General features: G+C 26.5%; 24 protein-coding genes and 1 tRNA gene. 20 read left to right on the forward strand and 5 right to left on the reverse strand.

The genetic code is table 4. From position 1 onward, the window contains the following. Nucleotides 1-62 precede the first annotated feature (62 nt). From ACFEL4_RS03495 to ACFEL4_RS03505, 3 genes are all read left to right on the forward strand, one after another. Nucleotides 63-1,793 (forward strand): PTS transporter subunit EIIC, encoded by a 1,731-nt coding sequence (locus ACFEL4_RS03495; RefSeq protein ID WP_375318130.1) that lies wholly within the window; start codon nt 63-65, stop codon nt 1,791-1,793. Nucleotides 1,794-2,240: 447 nt separating this feature from the next. Beyond that, nucleotides 2,241-3,350, forward strand: coding sequence for a hypothetical protein (locus tag ACFEL4_RS03500; protein ID WP_375318131.1), 1,110 nt, complete (start codon nt 2,241-2,243; stop codon nt 3,348-3,350). Beyond that, nucleotides 3,245-3,634 carry an IS1595 family transposase gene (locus ACFEL4_RS03505; RefSeq protein WP_375316929.1) on the forward strand — a complete coding sequence of 130 codons (390 nt, stop codon included), beginning with the start codon at nt 3,245-3,247 and terminating at the stop codon, nt 3,632-3,634. The genes ACFEL4_RS03500 and ACFEL4_RS03505 overlap by 106 nt, the downstream gene beginning before the upstream one ends. Here ACFEL4_RS03505 and ACFEL4_RS03510 read toward each other — a convergent pair. Next, entirely contained in the window at nt 3,631-3,942 is a 312-nt protein-coding gene (locus ACFEL4_RS03510) for a hypothetical protein (RefSeq protein ID WP_375318132.1), read from the reverse strand. The two genes, ACFEL4_RS03505 and ACFEL4_RS03510, sit on opposite strands and share 4 nt — an antisense overlap. Before the next feature lie 253 nt (nt 3,943-4,195). Here ACFEL4_RS03510 and ACFEL4_RS03515 point away from each other — a divergent pair, with 253 nt between their 5' ends. The 7 genes from ACFEL4_RS03515 to lon all read left to right on the forward strand — a co-directional run bounded on the left by ACFEL4_RS03515 (nt 4,196) and on the right by lon (nt 10,643). Then, the gene (locus ACFEL4_RS03515; protein ID WP_375318133.1) at nt 4,196-4,432 is read left to right on the forward strand and encodes a hypothetical protein; all 237 of its coding nucleotides are present in this window, start codon (nt 4,196-4,198) and stop codon (nt 4,430-4,432) included. 460 nt (nt 4,433-4,892) lie between these two features. Then, nucleotides 4,893-5,339, forward strand: coding sequence for a hypothetical protein (locus ACFEL4_RS03520; protein ID WP_375318134.1), 447 nt, complete (start codon nt 4,893-4,895; stop codon nt 5,337-5,339). Nucleotides 5,340-5,423: 84 nt separating this feature from the next. Then, nucleotides 5,424-5,597, forward strand: a complete 174-nt coding sequence (locus tag ACFEL4_RS03525; protein WP_375318135.1) for a hypothetical protein — start codon at nt 5,424-5,426, stop codon at nt 5,595-5,597. A gap of 193 nt (nt 5,598-5,790) precedes the next feature. After that, nucleotides 5,791-5,866 (forward strand) — tRNA-Arg (locus ACFEL4_RS03530). A 36-nt stretch (nt 5,867-5,902) separates the two neighbouring features. After that, complete coding sequence (locus ACFEL4_RS03535) at nt 5,903-6,664, forward strand: DUF3196 family protein (protein ID WP_375318136.1); 762 nt, start codon at nt 5,903-5,905, stop codon at nt 6,662-6,664. A gap of 13 nt (nt 6,665-6,677) precedes the next feature. Beyond that, entirely contained in the window at nt 6,678-7,991 is a 1,314-nt protein-coding gene (gene tig, locus ACFEL4_RS03540; RefSeq protein WP_375318137.1) for a trigger factor, read from the forward strand. Nucleotides 7,992-8,255: 264 nt separating this feature from the next. Then, nucleotides 8,256-10,643, forward strand: a complete 2,388-nt coding sequence (gene lon / locus ACFEL4_RS03545) for an endopeptidase La (protein WP_375318138.1) — start codon at nt 8,256-8,258, stop codon at nt 10,641-10,643. Nucleotides 10,644-10,714: 71 nt separating this feature from the next. On the opposite strand, the gene ACFEL4_RS03550 is transcribed toward lon, so the two are convergent. Further along, complete coding sequence (locus ACFEL4_RS03550) at nt 10,715-11,581, reverse strand: hypothetical protein (RefSeq protein WP_375318139.1); 867 nt, start codon at nt 11,579-11,581, stop codon at nt 10,715-10,717. Nucleotides 11,582-12,155: 574 nt separating this feature from the next. Between ACFEL4_RS03550 and ACFEL4_RS03555 the strand changes: the two genes are divergently transcribed. Then, nucleotides 12,156-12,365 (forward strand): hypothetical protein, encoded by a 210-nt coding sequence (locus ACFEL4_RS03555; protein ID WP_375318140.1) that lies wholly within the window; start codon nt 12,156-12,158, stop codon nt 12,363-12,365. 152 nt (nt 12,366-12,517) lie between these two features. Here ACFEL4_RS03555 and ACFEL4_RS03560 read toward each other — a convergent pair whose 3' ends face one another. Beyond that, on the reverse strand, nt 12,518-12,907 hold the full coding sequence (locus tag ACFEL4_RS03560) for an IS1595 family transposase (protein ID WP_375318141.1): 390 nt from the start codon (nt 12,905-12,907) through the stop codon (nt 12,518-12,520). Further along, nucleotides 12,802-13,338, reverse strand: coding sequence for a hypothetical protein (locus tag ACFEL4_RS03565; protein ID WP_375317285.1), 537 nt, complete (start codon nt 13,336-13,338; stop codon nt 12,802-12,804). The genes ACFEL4_RS03560 and ACFEL4_RS03565 overlap by 106 nt, the downstream gene beginning before the upstream one ends. A 127-nt stretch (nt 13,339-13,465) precedes the next feature. On the opposite strand from ACFEL4_RS03565, the gene ACFEL4_RS03570 reads away from it, so the two are divergent. From ACFEL4_RS03570 to ACFEL4_RS03610, 9 genes are all read left to right on the forward strand, one after another. Beyond that, nucleotides 13,466-13,786, forward strand: coding sequence for a hypothetical protein (locus ACFEL4_RS03570; RefSeq protein ID WP_375318142.1), 321 nt, complete (start codon nt 13,466-13,468; stop codon nt 13,784-13,786). Nucleotides 13,787-13,819: 33 nt separating this feature from the next. Beyond that, on the forward strand, nt 13,820-14,122 hold the full coding sequence (locus tag ACFEL4_RS03575; protein WP_375318358.1) for a PD-(D/E)XK nuclease family protein: 303 nt from the start codon (nt 13,820-13,822) through the stop codon (nt 14,120-14,122). Beyond that, entirely contained in the window at nt 14,109-14,279 is a 171-nt protein-coding gene (locus tag ACFEL4_RS03580) for a hypothetical protein (RefSeq protein ID WP_375318143.1), read from the forward strand. Before ACFEL4_RS03575 ends, ACFEL4_RS03580 begins: the two co-directional genes overlap by 14 nt. Before the next feature lie 6 nt (nt 14,280-14,285). Then, on the forward strand, nt 14,286-14,489 hold the full coding sequence (locus tag ACFEL4_RS03585; protein ID WP_375316826.1) for a hypothetical protein: 204 nt from the start codon (nt 14,286-14,288) through the stop codon (nt 14,487-14,489). A 15-nt stretch (nt 14,490-14,504) separates the two neighbouring features. Beyond that, entirely contained in the window at nt 14,505-15,263 is a 759-nt protein-coding gene (locus tag ACFEL4_RS03590; protein WP_375318144.1) for a recombinase RecT, read from the forward strand. 26 nt (nt 15,264-15,289) lie between these two features. Next, complete coding sequence (locus tag ACFEL4_RS03595; RefSeq protein WP_375318145.1) at nt 15,290-15,424, forward strand: hypothetical protein; 135 nt, start codon at nt 15,290-15,292, stop codon at nt 15,422-15,424. Nucleotides 15,425-15,492: 68 nt separating this feature from the next. Continuing rightward, nucleotides 15,493-16,008, forward strand: coding sequence for a hypothetical protein (locus ACFEL4_RS03600; RefSeq protein WP_375318146.1), 516 nt, complete (start codon nt 15,493-15,495; stop codon nt 16,006-16,008). A gap of 474 nt (nt 16,009-16,482) precedes the next feature. Continuing rightward, nucleotides 16,483-16,740, forward strand: coding sequence for a hypothetical protein (locus ACFEL4_RS03605; RefSeq protein WP_375318147.1), 258 nt, complete (start codon nt 16,483-16,485; stop codon nt 16,738-16,740). A 2-nt stretch (nt 16,741-16,742) separates the two neighbouring features. Beyond that, nucleotides 16,743-17,549, forward strand: a complete 807-nt coding sequence (locus tag ACFEL4_RS03610; protein ID WP_375318148.1) for a hypothetical protein — start codon at nt 16,743-16,745, stop codon at nt 17,547-17,549. Nucleotides 17,550-17,576: 27 nt separating this feature from the next. On the opposite strand, the gene ACFEL4_RS03615 is transcribed toward ACFEL4_RS03610, so the two are convergent. Next, nucleotides 17,577-17,765 carry a hypothetical protein gene (locus ACFEL4_RS03615; RefSeq protein WP_375317139.1) on the reverse strand — a complete coding sequence of 63 codons (189 nt, stop codon included), beginning with the start codon at nt 17,763-17,765 and terminating at the stop codon, nt 17,577-17,579. Nucleotides 17,766-17,901 lie beyond the last annotated feature (136 nt).

Raw genomic sequence — 17,901 nt, forward strand, 5'->3', positions numbered from 1 at the left:
AGTACATGTGGGGAGAAGTCCGTTTTATTTTTATTAAATAGTTTAGAAAGGAAGAAAATAATATGCTTAATCAATTACAGCGTTTAGGAAAAGTACTAATCTTTCCAATTGCCGTATTACCATTTGCTGCGATATTAAATCGTTTAGGTGCCATTGGCTTAGACCCAACGATTGCTACCCAATATTCTGTTGGTTATTGAATTGGTTTTGTTATTAATGCTCCAGGTGCTGCTGTGTTTAATAACTTACCACTAATTTTTGCTGTGGGTGTGGCCTTTGGTTTGGCAAAAGATAATCGCGGTGAAGCTGCCCTCGTGGGAACATTGGCATTTTTAATTTTATCTGTCTTTTTAGGTGATAAAGGAATTTCCTGATTAATGTACCGTAATGTTTTAACAACGACAGGTAGAGTAACAGACCCTGCTACTGGTGGATTGGTTGATTCAGATCTATTTTCAAGATTATTATATATTTTGAAAACCTCATATGATGGAACAAAAGGAACAACTAGTCTTGCTTATCAACTAGATACTGGAGTATTTGGTGGCATTACTGTCGGAATTTTATCTGCTGTTTGTTATAACAAATTTAGTAGTATTATATTACCAGATTATCTTGCTTTCTTTGGGGGAAGAAGATTTGTGCCAATGATAGTAGGATTAGTAATGGTTCCTGTTGCCTTCTTATTTGCTGTGGTATGACCATGATGTCAATTTGGTCTATCAGAAATGGGAACTTGAATTGGTGGTACTAAAGGTGCTGCCCCAGCTGCAGCTACTTTATATGGTGTTGTTAATCGAATTTTACAACCATTTGGATTGCACCATATTTTAAATACTTTTTTATGATTCCAATTACCAATTAATGGTAAGAGTTTAACAGATATTTCGCAATTTGGATATGATGGTGCACCTAACCAAATGGTTAATGGTGATATTAATGCTTTTGCACAAGGAATTGTTGGTTCTGGAATTTGACAATCTGGATTTTTCCCAATGTTCTTAGGAGGATTGCCAGGTACTGCTGCTGCGATGTGATATTGTGCGAAAAAAATTAAGCGTAAAGAAACATTTGTTTTCTTAGCAGGAGTTGCTTTTGTGGCATTTTTAACAGGAATTGATGAACCGTTAGCATTTGCCTTTATTTTTGCAGCACCACTGCTATGAGTTGTCCATGCTATTTTTACTGGAATTATTTCAGGTATTACTGTGGCTATGGGAATTAAACTAGGATTTGGTTTTTCAGCTGGATTTATTGATTATGCGATTTCATTTTATCGTAGTTGACAAATGGCAACTTATTCAGCTAAAGTGTCATGAGCACCAACATGATTGGCTAATCCATTATGAGTGTTTCCATTAGCGATTGCTGCCTTTGGTACTTACTTTGGAACGTTCACACTATTAATTAATAAATTCAATATTATGACCCCTGGTCGTAATGACGATGAAGTAAAAACGCAATTAGCAAATACTAAATTGAAAGGTAATGCTAAGTATGATTTACTAGCAACGGAAATTATTAGCGCCATTGGTGTTGATAATATTCGTGAATTAGGGAATTGTACAACGCGTTTACGTATGGATTTATTAGATAATACTAAAATTGATGAGCAACGTATTAAAGCAGCAGGTGCTTATAATATAATTAAATTAAATACCCATGCTACGCAAATTGTGATCGGAAATGATGTCGAGCACGTAGCAGATCGGATGAAAGATTTAATTGTACAAACAAAAGAAAATCCTGATGTTAAAACTATAAAAACTAAAATAACAGATACTAAAACTTAATAATTAAGGCTTTTCTCCCTTTATGTACTATTTTTAATTTTATCACATAAATGCTGAGAAAAGCCTTATTTTATTAATGAACAAGCAGATAGTGCTACTTTAACATAAGTAACAATACAAAATGGAAAAGTTAAATATGAAACATATAAAGATAATAATGAAGATATTACTTTAGGTTCTACAAGAACTAAATTAAAACCAAATATAACACCATTAAAAACTTATGAAATTAAAAATCCATTTAATTATATTCCTATTTTTGAAATAACTAATTTACCAATTATTAATTTATATGGTAATAAAACTACTTTAAATGCTTATCCAGATTGTACAGCAGTATGAGATTTAATATATGATTTAAATCGTGTTATTAGACAAAAAAGATTAGAAAGAGAATTAAATGTTACTACTTCATTTGCTTCATTACCTAATGATGTAATTAAAGAAATGCAAGAAAATGGTAATATTGCAGAAAATCCTAAAAAAGATATGTTTGTTAATGTTGGTAGTGCAGAGTATGATAAAAATGGTAATGGTGGTATGCAAATTATTCAAGGTGACCCTAAATTTAGTGAATATTGATTAGATTATAATGGTACTGCTAAAGCCATATTTAATGGTGCAGGTTATGATTATGATGAACATGGTAATGATGTTTATACTAATAAAACACAAAGTATGTTTAATAATAAATTTGATATGGAAACAACAGAAATTAAAATAGCATTTTATAGTGCTTATTTTTATCGTATATTTGATTTACTTCTTATTAGTGAAAATTTATGAAATGGTATTGGTGAAATACCTTATTCATTTAAATTTATACCTATAGCAATGACTGACCAAATTATACAAGACCAAATTATTAATTCAAGATTAAATAATGGTACTATGACAGTAAGTGAAGCAATTGGTGAATATGATAATATTGACCAACTTATGGCAGAAAATAAATTAGAAAATATTATTATAGAAAATAAAAAATCGGACTTCTCCCTACATGTACTTGTGGAGGAAACAATGAAATTGAATGAGTTCAATAATACTTTTCAAACTGAAAAACAATGTCTTGCATATATAGCAAGTTTGAAACAAAGCAAATGTATTAGGTGTTCTAGTTTTAATTTGAATACTTCTAATTTAAGAAAAATGAGATGTTTGAAATGTCATCAAACATTCAGTATTCTCACGGGCACTATATTTTCAAAGTCACAAACACCTTTAATATCTTGGTTTTATCTCATCTTTAGATGAATAAACACCAAACATGGAATTCCATCAACTGATTTTGCAAAAGCATTGGGAGTGACCTTGAAAACAGCTTGAAGAATGGGTCATAAAATCCGAAGTGCCATTGCTAAACAAGAACCTCAATTCATTGTTGAGGGCATAGTGCGAATGGATGAAATGTATCTTTCACATATGGGTTTAAAAAACAAGGAAGATCCTTGTTGAACAAAACCTTGATTGTTGGTATTTATGAAAAAACAACCAACAATCTGATTGTGAAAGTATTGAAAAACGCAAACAGTAAAAATCTTTTGCAGTTTGCAATAAACCACATTTCTTCAAAGTGTGATGTACATACTGATTCTTGAAAAGGATATCGCGATTTGAAATCGGTTTTCACTAAGCATGAAACAGTTAACCATCAAGATGGCTATGTTTCAAAAACTGGTGTAAATACCAACCAAATTGAGTCAGTATGAAAACATATACGAAGAACATTTAAAACACATATCAAAGTTGCAAAACATCATATTCATTTATATGCAAAAGAAGCTGCATATAAATTCAATAACATACCTAGTTTTGAAACTGTAATGCTATGTTTAATTTAAAAATGTGGGGAGAAGTCCGTAGATAGGCTTTTCTCAGCATTTATGTGATAAAATTTAAAAATAGTACATAAAGGGAGAAAAGCCTTAATTTTAATATTACTTTCTTTTGTACCAACATTTTTTCATTTAATAACATTTAAATATTTTATTCTTTCATCAACATATTTTTTATTTGGAATATCTAAATCATCAGTTATAACTGGATTATTTCTATAAATTAAAGTTTTACCACCAACATTAGTTTTAATAATATCATTAACTAATCTTGTTGTATTATCTCTTTTCATAGTATGTTTTAAATAAATCATTATCGTTTTTTCGATAAAAGTTATTTTTTTTATATTTTGAAGGTTAATAAATTTTATAAATTATTGTCAATCCAAGATTAGATACAGAAAGGGTTAGAATAATGGCAAAAAAACTTAAAAAACGTCGTAAAGGAATTAATTATCAAACAATTAAAATTAAAAATGATATAACCAATGATTTAGACATAATTCAAAAAAAATACATTATTTAAGTCAAGAATTTAGAGATGAATTTGCAGAAGAAACTGAAGTAGTGTTTATTAATGATTCTCAAAAACAAAGTTTTTCATTAGTGGAATTTGATTCAGCTACTGCTGATACATTGGATGGGTCAACATGTGTGAAAGAAATTGTTAGCAAAGAAAAAAGCAAAAAATCATTAGGTGTTTATGAAACATGACTTAAAAAAATTGAAGTTTATAATAATAACATTAAAAAAATTTCTGTAAATAATTTAAAATTAAAGATTTGCGAATGAATTGATAAATAAAATAAATTTAATAAAACTTCAGAAAAAATTAAATTAGACTTAAAAGAAAAATTTGGAATTTCAAATATTGTCTTACTTAAAGGATTATTAACAAAACGACCAAATTTTTTTGAGAGAAATTTACCGTTTTGACTACTTCCTACAAGAAATTCACGTGATAAATCACGTGAATGAACTAAATTAAAAAAAGAATTAAAAAAAGAAAACAAGAAAATTGATCCTGGTAAATATTTAAGTGATAAATATAAGTATAAAATTAATGAATGAAATAAAACAATTGAAAAAAATATTAAGAAAAGAGGCGCATTTTTTAGAGAAAAATTAGCATATACACTTGATGTAAAAGAATATTTTAAAGAAAATAGGTTTGAAGTTAATGTGGAAACAATCATTTCAGAAATTTATAGTAATCAAGAATTAGCAACAAGTGAAGTAGCACTTAGTTCAAAAAAAACAAGCATTGAAGAAGAAAAAAAAGAATTTAGACGAAGAAATTAAAAATTTAGAAAAACAATTGGAAAATGAAGTACATGAAATTAAAACTAAAAATAAAGAAAATGTTTCTAAGTTAGAAGAGTTATTAAAAAATGTTAAGAAGCAAGAAGGAAAGTATGATGGCCTTACAGTTCAACAAGATGAAGAGAAATTAGATATTGAACTATTTAAAAAATTCGTTGGACTTAAAGATAAAATAAATACAAAAAAATTGAACTTAGAAAACTTATATAAATCAAACGATATAGTTAATTGAGATGTAGAAGTAGGACCTTCTAAAAAGCAATTCATTAAAGATGAAAAACCTGAAAATCATTATAATATAACTGAAGATAATTTTATTCCTATTTTAAAGAATCATAAATATTTGATTCCAGAAAAACAAGAAGAAAATTTTAAAAAACTTATATAATTTAAAATTACTCAATAAAATACTGAAAATCTTAATGATGAAAATATTTATCAAGCTTCAAAATCAGCTGTTAAGGTTACTGCATTGGGTGTTACTCTTGCTTATGAATGACCTACCCGAATTTGTGTAGGAAAAAAAGAGAAAGATAAAGTTTTAACTGATAAAAATCCAATATTAGTTGCACCAATCGATTTAAATAAAACATTTACAGATGTTAAAAGTACTGTTAATAGTATTGGGCAGGGACTTGGAGTATAAATTCAAATTTATAATCATATCTAACTTTAGAGTGTGAGTAATAAGTAGTAAAGGTTAATAAATAGTAATTATAAACGAGGTTTGGGAAATTTTTAAGCCTAAACATTTTATATTTTCCATAAAATTTTAAAAACTAACCCCATTACCAATTGCAATTTCATCACAAACAAGTTAATATTAATAATGGTAATAAGCCCAAGTAGCTCAGTGGATAGAGCATCGCCCTTCTAAGGCGAGGGTCGGAAGTTCGAGTCTTCTCTTGGGCACCATTACAATTAAAAAGTTTATACTAAGAAGGTCTAAAAATGGTAAATCATGATAGTTATTACCAAGACGTTATTGGTAAAATTAACCATCACATTAATGCCAATGAATGAGTTCAAGCTATGAAATTGGTCAAAAATGAATTAGAAATGCCTTATATTCCCAGCAACTACGAAGTTACTTTACAAGATTTATATCATGAAATCGCTGCTAATATTAGAGTAAATTCTAAGCCACAAGTTTATGAATGAAATTTAACAGAAATCACAAAAGTATTAATGAATCCATTCGATGAAGAACTTCATCCGGTGGCATTTTATTATTTACAAAGCCATAATGTTAGGTTAATTTTGCCAGCAATCAAAAAATATCTTGCTAGTAAAGACTTTAATAATATTAACAAAACACAACTATTATTTTTATTAAGCAATCAAGGGATTGATGAAACAATAACAGTGGTTAAAACTCATGGTACATTTCAAATTAATCCCAAACAGTTAATGCCATGCCATGAATTACCAATTTATATTAGTGTTATGAAGTTATTTGAGGATGAAGTTCATATTGATAATCCTGGTATCTATGATATTTGTTTATTTTTATTAAATAGTTATCTCGAAAATCTTTTACCAGAATTACCTGATAATAATCAAGTATCAGCTTTAGCTGCAGCATTATATGTTCATGCTTGCAGTTTTCAATCCATTACTGTAACGTTAATAACGAGTGCTAATAAGTTTCAGACAACTACCAATCTAGTTAAGAAGTACTTAAATATTATCAAACAACAAAAAATTACATAAGGAGCGTTAAAATATGAAATTAGAAATTATAAAAGATGAAAAAAATGGTCAAGGAAAATGACATGTCATTCTTGATGATAAAGTTTGAAAAAAACAATTAGACAAAGCAGAAACTAAACTAATTAATCAAGTAGAAATTCCTGGATTTCGTAAAGGGAAAGTACCTACTAAACTAGCTAAAAAACATGTTAAACCAGAAAGCATTATTAAAACGGCCACTCAATCAGCCGTTGGTATCGCTTATGATTTTGCTCTAAGTCAAAAACCAGATTTAATGCCTACCAATAACCAACCTGAAGTTCAAATTATAAAAAATACTGATAAAGAATGTGAAATATTATTTTTCTTTGATTTACCATCTGAAATTGTATTAGGACAATATCGCGACCTTAAAATCGCTAAACCAACTCCAAGTGTCACAGATGAAGAAGTTGATGAACAAATTAAATTATTACAAGATCGTTTTGCCATCTTTGCTCCTAAAGAAGACGGTGACTTAGCACTTGGTGATACGGCTATCTTTGATTTCACTGGATTTTTAGATGGTGAAAAATTTGCTGGTGGGGAAAGTAAAGGTATGGAACTAGAAATTGGTTCTGGAAAATTTATTCCTGGATTTGAAGAACAAATGGTTGGTATGAAAAAAGGTACTAAAAAAACATTTGAAGTTACGTTCCCAGAAGAATATCATGTTGCTACTTTAAAAGGGCAATTAGTGAAATTTGAAGTTGAATTACATGAAATTAAAACTAAGACTATTAATGATAACTTAGAAGAATTAGTAAAAGATGTTAATATTCCTGATGTTACAACTTATGAACAATTATTAGTAAATGTTAAACAACAAATTGAATTACAAAAAACCATGACTATTAAAGAACAATTTATGGAAGAATTAATTGCTAAAATTGTTAAAAATTCAAAAATTTTCATTCCTAATTATGCTGTAAAAATAGAAACTGATCGTTTAGAAGCTGAATTCAAAAAACAATTAGCTAGTCAAAATTTTACTATTGAAAACTACATTGCAGCAACCGGTATTAGTCATGAAGAAATTAGAAAAGAAATTGAAAAAGATGCTATCACACAATTACAAAATTTTTTAATTATTAAAGAGGTAATTGAAAAAGAAAAAATTGAAGTAACAGAAGCAGAATTTGAAAATCATTTATTGGGATTTGCTAACCAATTTAAAGTAACTATCGAAGAAGTTAAAAAGAACATTAAAGATTTATCACTAGTTACTACAACTTTAAAACGTAATAAAGCATTTGATTTATTATGAGACAATAATGGAACAGTCCCTAGTGTAGAAACTAGCGCGTAGTCCATTAACTAAATATAACCTAACTACTTAAAATAGCAGTTAGGTTATTTTAATAAAAATATAAAAATATTGCTACTATAAGTAAATATTGTCATAAATAACATAAATATATTAAAATTATATTAGTACGAATTAAATAAATTAGAGGGAATAACTGTTGAATAAGTATAGTATAAAACAAAAAAAGATTATTTAGCAATTAACTATTGCAAGTGCTAACGTTTTATATTATAATCCAGTTAATACATTATTCGAGGTGAGACAATGAAAGTAAAAAATCTTAACAATATTCCCGTACTAGTAACAAGAGGAAGTTTTGTATTCCCCACAGTTGAAGTGGAATTAGAAGTTGGTAGACATAAATCTGTTGCTGCTATTAATGAATCAAAAACTTATTTTAATTCACAAATTATTTTAGTTTCACAAAAAGATCCAAAAGTTGACAATCCACAATTAAGTGAAGTTTATAACCATGGAACGTTATGTAAAGTAGAAATCAGAAAAACCCATCCTGATGGAACGCTTACTGTTGCCTTTTATGGTCAACAACGGGTTAAAGTAACTAAATTTAATGATGCTAATTTTTACACTGGTGATGCTGAAACTTTAGTTATTACCAAAGTATCACAAGAGTTAGAGGAAGAATTAATTCAAAAAATTGTTAATAACTTACAATTTATCTTAGATGTTCATGGCTCAATCCCACAAGGCGTAATTAGTCAAATTACCGATGGTATGAAAGCCAGTGAAATCATTGATAAAATGGCTCAGTTTTTACCATATCTAACAATTAATAAACGTCAAGAAATTTTACAAGAAGAAGATGTTCAAAAGCGTTTAGAATTGTTACTAAAAGATGTTGGTGGTCAAAAACAAGTGGGAGCTATTGAAAAAGATTTAACTGCCAAAATTAAAGACCGTATCGATGAACAACAACGTGAATACTACTTACGTGAAAGACTGCGTGCTATTAAAGAAGAACTAGGTGAAATTGATGGTAAGTCTAATGAAATGAAACGTTACTTAGAACGTTTAGAAACCGAAAACTTTCCAGAAGCTATTAAAACTCGTGTTAAAGAAGAAATTGGTCGTTATGAAGATATGCCCCAAGCTTCTAGTGAGTCAAATATCATTCGTACTTACATCGACTGAATGATGAACTTACCATGATTTGAAAAAAACAAAGAAAAATTTGATTTAATCAATGCTAAAAAAATTCTTGATAAGTACCATTATGGATTAGAAAAAGTTAAAGAGCGTATTATTGAATACCTAGCCGTTAAAAAAATGGCGAAATCAATGCCAGGACAAATTATTTGTTTAGTAGGTCCTCCAGGGGTTGGTAAAACATCTTTAGCGAAATCAATTGCCGAAGCCATGGGTCGTACTTTTGTTAAGGTATCACTTGGTGGTGTTAAAGATGAATCTGAAATTCGTGGTCACCGTAAGACTTATATTGGAGCTATGCCAGGGAGAATTATCCAAGGTATGAAACGCGCTAAGGTAGTTAACCCACTATTCTTACTAGATGAAATTGATAAAATGTCTTCTGATTACCGTGGTGACCCTGCTAGTGCGATGTTAGAAGTTTTAGACCCAGAACAAAATGCTAACTTCTCTGACCATTATATTGAAGAAAATTATGACTTATCACAAGTTGTATTCTTAGCAACTGCTAACTATATGGAAGGAATTCCCGAACCATTAAAAGACCGTATGGAAATTATTGAACTATCTTCATATACAGAGTTAGAAAAATTAGAAATTGCTAAAAAATATTTAATTCCTCGTGTGATTGAAATTACTGGATTAACTAATAAATTATTAAAGTTTAAACCTAATTCTATTGAAGAAATGATTAAATACTATACAAGAGAATCTGGTGTTCGTCAACTAGAAAGACTTTTAAACAAAGTTGCTCGTAAATTCATCGTTAAACTTTTAAATAAACAAATCACTACTGATGAAGTTGTTGCTGACACTGTTAAAGATTATTTAGGAAAACAAATCTTTGATTATACAAAAAAAGAAAACGAATCGCAAGTTGGGGTTGTTACTGGATTAGCTTATACGCAATATGGTGGTGATATCTTACCGATTGAAGTTAACCACTTTAAAGGAAAAGGTAACTTAGTCTTAACTGGAAAACTAGGGGAAGTAATGAAAGAATCAGCTTCGATTGCTCTTGACTATATTAAAGCTAATACTATTACCTTTAATATCCCTGATACTTTCTTTGTTACTCGAGACATTCATATTCACGTGCCTGAAGGTGCAGTTCCAAAAGATGGTCCAAGTGCTGGTATTACTTTAACAACAGCTATTATTTCTGCTATTACAAGAAAGCCAGTTTCAAAAGATATTGGCATGACAGGTGAAATTACGCTTCGTGGTCATGTGTTACCAATTGGTGGATTAAAAGAAAAATCAATTTCTGCAAATCGTAGTGGGTTAAAAACGATTTTAATTCCGAAAGCCAATGTAAAGGACTTAGAAGATATTCCTGAAGAAGTAAAACGAAAACTTAATATTGTTGCTGTTGAATTTTATCTTGATGTTTTTGATTTTATTTTTAATAAACATAAAACTAAAATTAATCCTTCAACTATTAATTCAGTTAAATCTTTGCCTTCAGTATCTGAAGAGGGTTAGGATGAAACTTAAAGAGAGTGAACTGTACAGTTCACTCTCTTTTTAGTATTTAAGAATTATAAAGTTAATTGCTAGGCTGCTACTAATTGTTTTTGTTTTTTAGTGCCTTTAGAACTTGATGGCTTTGGTAACTCATCGGTACAAACTTTTAATTTTTCCAATTGGTATTCTGAAGATATTTTAATTTTATTTTCTTTTTGTTTTGATTTGCTGCTTATGTTTACTGCTTCACTATTATTAATAGTATTTTTAGTGATTTTAGTTCAAATTTCTGTATGATCTTTATTTATTGGTACTACTTCACTGTTAGTAATATCTACTAATAATGTTGTTTGACTATTGTTTTTATTATCTTCAACTACTATCTCAGTAGGAAGTGTTAAGTGTGTATTATTTTTCACTTCTTCAGGTTTAGAATTTAACTCAGGAGTTTGAGTTCAAATTTCTGTATGATCTTTATTTATTGGTACTACTTCACTATGGTTTTTATGAGAATGAAGTTCAGAAGTGACCAATTTTGTTGATTTAATAGTTGGTTGTGAATACTGATTATTTTTCATCTCTTCAAGACTAGGATATATCTTAGGAGTTAATGCTTCAATTAGTCAATTTTGTAAGCGTTGATTTTGAGCTGTACTTAATGCTTCAATTTTAATTTCCATTTTTTTAACAGTAGTTAAGTATGTAATTTGTTTGGGTTCTAATCATGAAATTTGTTCTGTAGTAATAGTGTTAAAAAAACCTTCATCATACAAAAATCCTAATTGAATATTAGACAGTGATGATAATACTTTTTTAGTTAAACTTTCTTCATTCAACTTATTATTTTTAAACAAAGATTTTCGAATTGATTCTGGTTCTATTGCTTGAATTTGTTCTGGAGAAAGTAAACGTAATATAACAGGTCTAAACCAAATTCTAATAGTTACTATCTTCAACTTGAGATGGTTCTAAGTATGAAACTTGTGTTGGAGAAAAATATTGTAAATAATCATTAAGTTTTTCTCTAGAAAGTACTTTAATTTCTTCTTTGGTTAACACTTTGGTTAACATGCAAATTTTTTAAATTTGTTTTTGTTCAGTGGGCGCATCACTTTAACCCTTAGATTCATAATTGGATAACAAAGAACGATATAACTATCGTTCTTTTTTTGTTAAGAATTAAATCCACTGTCGTAGAAGTCAAATTGTGAGTACGAAATGTAAATACTTCTATATCAGGATAAAAGCGTGATTTTAAAATATTAATAGAATTGTTAAATTATCTAATTGAGATTGATTTATATTAGCGCATAGGAAATAGTTTAACCATAAACCCTGTTTTATTTCTATTTTTAAATCATTACACATAAAGGGGGTTATATATTACATACATACCTTATCAATTATATATTAACATAAATTAAATAATTAGTAATATATATTTAATTTATTTAGGTCTTGTCACCACTAGTGAACAAGAACCGCAAACATATACGTATTAAAAAATAATTAAGAAAGGAGAAAAATAACATGAAATATACTTATTTATTAAAATATAAAGTTAATTATACAGATGAAACAAAATATAAAGTATTTACTAAAATTGAAAATGCTATTAATTTTCATAAAAATTATAAACATCCTATATTAAATGATAATACTTATGAAAGAATAGTTACTACAAAAGCATTTATTACAAATTATGAAATATTAGTAATGGAATTAGATATAAATAGTTAAAAGGAGAATATATATGTATTTATGAAAAGAAAATCTTGAATATAAAAAAACTTATTTAAATAATATTAGGCTTTTCTCCCTTTATGTACTATTTTTAAATTTTATCACATAAATGCTGAGAAAAGCCTATCTACGGACTTCTCCCCACATTTTTAAATTAAACATAGCATTACAGTTTCAAAACTAGGTATGTTATTGAATTTATATGCAGATTCTTTTGCATATAAATGAATATGATGTTTTGCAACTTTTATATGTGTTTTAAATGTTCTTCGTATATGTTTTCATACTGACTCAATTTGGTTGGTATTTACACCAGTTTTTGAAACATAGCCATCTTGATGGTTAACTGTTTCATGCTTAGTGAAAACCGATTTCAAATCGCGATATCCTTTTCAAGAATCAGTATGTACATCACACTTTGAAGAAATGTGGTTTATTGCAAACTGCAAAAGATTTTTACTGTTTGCGTTTTTCAATACTTTCACAATCAGATTGTTGGTTGTTTTTTCATAAATACCAACAATCAAGGTTTTGTTCAACAAGGATCTTCCTTGTTTTTTAAACCCATATGCGAAAGATACATTTCATCCATTTGCACTATGCCCTCAACAATGAATTGAGGTTCTTGTTTAGCAATGGCACTTCGGATTTTATGACCCATTCTTCAAGCTGTTTTCAAGGTCACTCCCAATTCTTTTGCAACATCAGTTGATGGAATTCCATGTTTGGTGTTTATTCATCTAAAGATGAGATAAAACCAAGATATTAAAGGTGTTTGTGACTTTGAAAATATAGTGCCCGTGAGAATACTGAATGTTTGATGACATTTCAAACATCTCATTTTTCTTAAATTAGAAGTATTCAAATTAAAACTAGAACACCTAATACATTTGCTTTGTTTCAAACTTGCTATATATGCAAGACATTGTTTTTCAGTTTGAAAAGTATTATTGAACTCATTCAATTTCATTGTTTCCTCCACAAGTACATGTGGGGAGAAGTCCGTAATATTATTACTAATAGTTGTGATATTTGTCGTAAAAAATCATCTATAAATAATAGAACATGTAATAAATGTTTTAAAAGGTTAAGTAATTATGAATAATTTAATTTTTAAAAAAGATACACATCAATATTTTTTAGAAGATAAAGAATTAATATCAGTTTCTAGAATTATTGATAATTATTTAGGTTTTGGTTATAGTCATATATCACCAGAAGTTTTAAAAAATGCTGCAGTTCGTGGTAAATGAGTTCATAAACTTAATGAATTATATTTAATTAATATTAATAAAGAAAATATTATTAATGATTTATTAAAAAAATTAAAACCTTTAACAAATGAAATAAATTATTCTTATTGTGAAAAATCATTAATATTTTTAAAAGAAAAATTTAAAGATAAAAATAATTTTTAATTTATTATTGAAAAACCAATTAGTCATAATAATATTGCCGGAACACCAGATTTAGTTTATTTAGATAAATTACAAAATAAGTATTATTTAGTTGATTATAAAACTTATGCTTGTATTGATAAAGATAAATTAAAAAGAATTAAATTACAATTAACTGCTTATTATTGTATGTTACTGGCTAATGGTATAAGTCTATTTAATAAAACTTATGTATATTTAACAAATAAAAATGAACAAAAAGAAATAGAAATTGAAATAACAAATGAATTATTAATTGAATGATTTAATGCAAAAACAAAATATTTTAAAGGAGAAATTAAAAATGAAAATGAATAATTTAAATAAAGAAGAAATAGAACAAATTAAAGAAAAAATTAAATATTTAAATGAATTATTAGAATATGCGCAGGATGAAGCAATTGAATTTGAAATTAGAAAACAAATTAAATATGAATTAAGTTTATTAAAAACAAGGATAAATAAATATGAATAGAAAAGAATGATAAAAATGATTACTGAAAAAACAATTAAAGAAAAAACTATTTATTCTTGTAATTCAATTGAATTTGATAAATTACCTAAAAAATTAGATAGTAATCTAAATAATTGAATTATTATTAATAGTCATTTAGTTATTAATCTAAATAAAAATATTGAAGTACATTTAGATAATAGATTTAAAAAATTTAAAAAATGAAAGTAGAAGGAGAAATAGAAAATGACTAATAATTTAAGTAATATTAATAAAAATCAATTAACTATTGAACAATGATTTACTAATAAAAATCAAGGGAGTATTATTAATGAAAAAGAAATACAAAGATTTAAAAGTAATGTATTAGCAATTAAAAATAATTTAGGTTTAGTAAATGCTAATTTAGGAACTATATTAGAAAGTTGTTATCAAGCAACATTATTAAATTTACCATTAGAAAAAAACTTTGGTTATTGTTGAGTTGTACCTTTTAAAGGTAAAGCACAATTTCAAATGGGTTATAAAGGTTATATTCAATTAGCATTAAGAAGTCAAAAATATAAAGAAATTAATGTTAGTGATGTAAGACTTGGTGAAATTAAAAAAATAGATAGATTAAAAGGTATTAAATTTACTTGAATACAAAATGAATTAGAACGTTTAAAAGCACCAGTAATTGGTTATGTTGCTTATTTTAAATTAAAAAATGGTTATGAAAAATATTTATATATGAGTAAAGAAGAAATAGAAAATCATTTTAATACTTATAGTGAAACTTATAAAAAAAATAAAAAATTTATTGTTAGTAGTTTTGAAGCAATGGCACTTAAAACTGTACTAACTCAATTATTAAGAAAATGGGGCATTATGTCAGTTGAATTACAAACTGCTTATGAAAATGACCAAGCAGTTATTACTGAAACTGAAAAAATATATATTGATAATCCAAATACTAATACAAATTATGAAGAAGTATTAAATAAATTAAATGAAGAAGAATAATTAATAGAAAATTTTGAAATTTAATTATGAATAAAGAAAAATTACTTAAATTATTAAATGAAATTATTAATGAAAATTTGAATTGCGCTTATACATCATTATTTGATGAATTAAATATTTTATTAGAAAAAATAGAAAATGGAGAATTTGATAATGAATAATCAACAAATAAGAATTACTTGTGAGTATTGTAAAGAAAAAGTTAATAAATGATTTACAATTTATAAAAATGATAATTGCGAAAGTGATTACATTAGAATATGTGATTATTGTTACACATATGGAAAGAAGCATTAATATGACTAATTATTTACTTTCAGTAGACCCAAGTATGAAAAATACTGGATTTACTTTATGAGATGTTAAATGATGTCATGGTGGATGTGGTAAAGAAATATGTCATCACCATACACCAATATTAATTAGTAGTTGTAGTTTTAAAAAAAATTATATTGATAATTTTTATAGAGATATGCATTATGTTATATATGGTACTTTAGAATTAAAAAATGAATTAACTAATTCTAAAAATAATTTAGATTTAGTTATTGAACGTGGTACTTTTCATAGTAAAAATGGTATTGGTTATGAAACTCAAGAACATTTACGTGGTTTTATTGCTGGACAATTTAATAAATTAATAACAAAAGATATGTTAATAATTCCAAGTGAATGAAAAAAATGATATGTAAAAAAATCATTTAGTCAATTTGAAAAAAACTTTATATGAATAAAAAATACTTAAATACATTTAGCAAATGAATTAATAATTAAACAAGGTTGAAATATAAAAATATCAAATCATGATGAAGCAGATAGTTTATTAATTGGTTGATATTATTTAAATAAGGAAGTGAAATAAAATGACAGTATATTGATGTAATGAATGCGAAATTGCCTATTGTAATGAATAACTATGGTAATAAATGTGAATGTTACCAATGTCTATTAAACATAAAATGGTAGAAGGAGAATAAATAATGCAAAAATATTTATTTATTTGTTCTTGTGATAATGTTTATCTTAGTTTATGAAGAGCAATGTTACATCAAAATTTTCATAAAAGTAAAATTACAGTTTATTTAATAATTTAATAAGAAAAAATTTATAAAAGGAGTAAAAAATGAAAATTAAATGAAAGAAAATGGGTTATAAAAAATTACATAAACATAAATTAAAAATTGAAAGAAATAAAAGAAGAGAAAATAAGGAGTAAATAATGAGAAATATTAAACTTGAATGATTTTATAGTGAAGAAAGTCCAAAAATTATTAAATGTCCTACAGTATGATTATTAAAAAATAAAGAAGATGCTTTATGTTATTTATTAGCATTACATTTATATCCAAAATTTTATCCACAAGATATTTATTATTCATGAATATTAGAAAATAATCAAACTGGATATTTAATTATTTGCGGCAATAATAGAGATACTATTGGAAATATGAAATTTAAATTTATAAAAGGAGAATAAATATGGAAACAAATAATTATACTTTAACTAAATTAATAAGAACTGGAATTAGTCCAATTTCAGCAATGATAGGTACAAGTGCTTATTATGGACAATTAATAGGTAATCCAATACTTGGCAGTATTAATAGTTTATTATTTGGTAAAAAATTAGGTTTAGATATATGAAATTTAAATCAAAGACCTTCTGCTAAAACTAAACTAATTAATAGTTCTAAAAAAATATTATTAGGTTTAGGAACAATTGGGTTAGCAAATTATGCAAAATTTACTAATACAAATATCAATCCAAATCCAACTGAAAATCCAATAACTACAACAACAGTAGACCCATTTCCAGATGATTTATTATTTAGTAATAATACTACTGATAATAATTTAATGGATTGAGATACTTATATTTCATTAAATGCTTATGGTATTTCAAATCTTATGGCAGGAATTACAGAATTAATACCTAATCGTTTTGAAACTATTCGTAAAGTAGCAAATATGGCAAATGGTGGATGTTTAATATCAACTGGTGTTGCTATTGGTATTAATAATGGTTTTGATAATGCAAGTGCTATTCCTACTATTATTGCTGGTGCAAGTGAAATTACACATAGTTTATTACCAATAGAAACCAATCATGATAGAGAAATGCAAGAAACATCATTTACAAATGAAGCTGCAAGATTAATTAATGATAATAGATTTACAATTAATAGTGAAACAAGTAGTCAGTATGGTAGTGATATGAGTGAAGTACCATTAAACAATGCTGATAATCATTCATTAAATTGAGATTATAATCACATGAGTTTATAAATAAAAATGCCTTTAATAGGCATTTTTTTAATTATTAACAGTATTTAATTTTTCTAATTTTTGTCTTAATTTTAATTCTTTTTTATCTTTTTTAGACATTTTAATTTTATTTTGTTTATCTTTTAAATGTGATTTAAGAGTATGATGTCCACCTAATATTACACCAATAGCCATTAAACAATCACCAATAATTTGTAAAATTTCATGTATTCCCATTTTTATCACCACCTTTCTAAATATGATAATGATAGATTATTAAAAATATTTTTATCATTATAAATAACATTATTATAGTAAAACCACTACCTAATATTGCACTTATAATATTCAATAATAATTTTAGTCATTTAAA

The sequence above is a fragment of the Spiroplasma endosymbiont of Virgichneumon dumeticola genome, from assembly GCF_964264745.1.
Classification (GTDB): Bacteria; Bacillota_I; Bacilli_A; order Mycoplasmatales; family VBWQ01; genus Spiroplasma_E.